Raw genomic sequence first — 3,033 nt, 5'->3', positions numbered from 1 at the left:
GAGGAGTCGTTGCTGGGGGTCGGTGGCGAGGGCTTCGCGGGGGCTCATTTCGAAGAAGGCGGGGTCGAATTCGCCGGCGTCGTGGAGGAAACCGCCTTGGTTGACGTAGCTGGTGCCGGGGTGGTCCGGGTCGGGGTCGTAGAGGGTGCCGAGGTCCCAGCCGCGGTTGTCGGGGAATTCACCGATGGCGTCGGTGCCGTCGGCGACGAGGTGCCAGAGGTCGTCGGGGGTGCGGACGCCGCCGGGGTAGCGGCAGGCCATGCCGACGATCGCGATCGGTTCGTCGGACGCGCCGGCCGTCGGGGCGGCCACGGCGGCCGGGCCGGTGCCGTCGGCGAGTCCGGCCAGCCGGTCCGCCAGCGCGGCGGGGGTCGGGTAGTCGAAGACGAGCGTGGCCGGCAGAGGCAGCCCGGTGGCCGCGCCGAGCCGGTTGCGCAGCTCGACCGCGGTGAGCGAATCGAACCCCAGGTCCTTGAAGGCGTGCCCGGGATCGACGGCGTCCGCGCTCGAGTGCCCGAGCACCGCCGCGGCGGTCTCGCGCACGAGGTTCAGCGCGTGCCGGTGGCGGTCCTGCGCGGGCAGCCCGCCCGCCTGGTTTCCGGCGACGACCCGCGCGGGCGAGCGGACGAGACCCGAGAAAACGGCCGGGAGGGTGCCGGAACCGGCCCGCTCCCGCAGGGCGGCGAGATCGGGGCGGGCGGGGACGAGGTCCGCCAGGTCCCCGCCGAGGGTGACGTCGAGCAGGCGCAACGCTTCTTCGGTGCCGACCGGCCGCAACCCGCTGCGGGTCAGCCGCGCCCGGTCCGCCGCGCCGAGGTCGCCGGTCAGGCCGCTGGCCTCTTCCCACAGCCCCCACGCGAGCGAGGTGGCCGGCAGCCCCCGGGCGTGCCGGTGCCGGGCGAGGGCGTCGAGGAACGCGTTCGCCGCCGCGTAGTTGGCCTGCCCGGGCGTGCCGAGCACCCCCGCGGCCGACGAGTACAGGACGAACGTGCCGACCCCGGCGGTGAGCTCGTGCAGGTGCCACGCGGCGTCCAGCTTCGGCCGGAGCACGGTGTCGAGCTGCTCGGGCCCGAGCGCCGTGACGAGCGCGTCGTCGAGGACGCCCGCGGTGTGGAAGACGGCGGTGAGCGGGCGCGCGGTGCTTTCCAGCAGCGTGCGCACCGCCTCGCGGTCGGCCGTGTCGCACGCGGCGGTGGTGACTTCGGCGCCGAGGGCGGTGAGTTCGGCTTCGAGCTCGGCCGCGCCGGGTGCCCCGGGGCCGCGGCGGCTGGTCAGCAGGAGGTGCCGGGCGCCGTGCGCGGTGACCAGGTGCCGGGCGAGCAGCGCACCGAGGACACCGGTGCCGCCGGTGATCAGGACCGTGCCGCCGGGGTCCAGCCGCGGCGAGCTCGCCGGGACGGTGGCTCGCGTCAGGCGCGGGACCAAAATTTCGCCGTCCCGCAAGGCGAATTGCGGTTCGCCGGTGGCCAGGGCGGCCGGGAGGGCGTCCGGGGTGTCGATGTCGGCGAGGACGAGCCGGCCGGGGTGCTCGGCCTGCGCCGAGCGCAGCAGCCCCCACACGGGTGCGGTCGCGAGGTCGACGTCGTCCCCGTCGTGGACGGCGACGGCGCCGCGGGTGACCACGACCAGCCGGGACTCCGCCGTCCGCTCGTCGGCCAGCCAGGCCTGCACGGTCGTCAGGACCCGGTCCAGGACCGCCCGGACCCGGGCCGGGACCGGACCGTCTCCCACCGGGCACGCAAGCAGGGCTGCTTCGGGCACCGCCGCGAGTTCCGCGAGGTCCTCGTGGACCGGGCCGAACCCGAGGTCGGCGCCGAGCTGGGCCCAGTCCCGCGGCGGTGTGCCCGTCCCGGCCGGGACGGGCGTCCACCCCAGCCGCAGCACCGGCTCTTCCGCGCCGCGGGTGAACGGCCGGGTGCGCAGCTCGCCGACGGTCACCAGCGGCGTCCCCGCGGGGTCGTGCAGGGCGATGGCGACGGCGCCGTCCTCCCGGTGGGTGAGGACGGCCCTCGCCGCGGTCGCGCCGGTCGCGTGCAGCGTGATCGCGCTCCAGGTGAAGGGCACCTGGACGGCGCCCGGCCCGGCGAGGGCGTGCAGGGCCGCGTCGAGCAGCGCGGGGTGCACCGGGTGGCCCGAAACGTCGGTGGTTTCGGCGAGGGCGACCTCGGCGTAGACGACTTCGTCACGCCGCCACGCCGAGCGCAGCGCCTGGAAGGTGGGCCCGTATTCGTAGCCCCGGGCGGCGAGGTCGTCGTAGCCGCCGCCGAGGTCGATCGGCGTGGCGCCGGACGGCGGCCACTCGGCCGGGGGTGGCGGCGCGGCGGTCGCCGGGCCCGCGGTCCCGGTGGCGTGCCGCGTCCAGGGTTCGTCTTCGCCGGCGGCGGGGCGCGAGTGGACGCTGAGCGCACCGCCGGCGTCGACGACGACCTGGACGTGCACCGGTCCGGGGCCGAGGACGAGCGGCGCTTCGAGCGTCAGTTCCCCGATGCCGCCGTGGCCGGCGTGGTGCGCGGCGTGCAGGGCGAGGTCGACGAAGGCGGTGCCCGGCACCAGCACCGTGCCGTCGACGGCGTGGTCGGCCAGCCACGGGCGGTCGGTGAGGGACAGCTGCCCGGTGAGGACGAGCGTGCCGGTCCCGGCGACCTCGACGGCCGCCGCGAGCAGCGGGTGCTCGGCCGGCCGCTGCCCGGCGGAGGCGGCGTCCCCGCCCGCCGGGGCGTCGAGCCAATAGCGTTCGCGCTGGAACGGGTAGGTGGGCAGGTCGGCGTGCCGGGCGCCGGGGAAGACGGTGCTCCAGTCGGGGGTGGCGCCGTGGACGTGGGCCTGGGCGAGGGCGGAGGTGAACTGGAGCCGGTCGCCGTGGTCGCGGCGCAGGGTGCCGAGGGCGGTGGCGTCGGGGATGGCGGTGGTAAGGACGGGGTGGGGACTGGTTTCGATGAAGAGGGTGTGCCCGTCGGCGACGAGGTTTTCGACGGCGGTCTGGAACTGGACGGGGTTGCGGAGGTTGTCGTACCAGTAGCGGGCGGTGAGTTC

General features: G+C 76.5%; 1 protein-coding gene. It reads right to left on the bottom strand.

The window, feature by feature from the left end:
- Positions 1 to 3,033 (bottom strand): type I polyketide synthase (locus tag C2L58_RS51410; RefSeq protein ID WP_146073727.1); only part of this gene is annotated, 3,033 nt, incomplete at both ends.

Source organism: Amycolatopsis sp. CA-126428, assembly GCF_002904335.1.
GTDB lineage: Bacteria > Actinomycetota > Actinomycetes > Mycobacteriales > Pseudonocardiaceae > Amycolatopsis.
The sequence above is the reverse complement of the archived record's forward strand: the minus strand, read 5'-3'. Positions and strand labels throughout refer to the sequence as shown.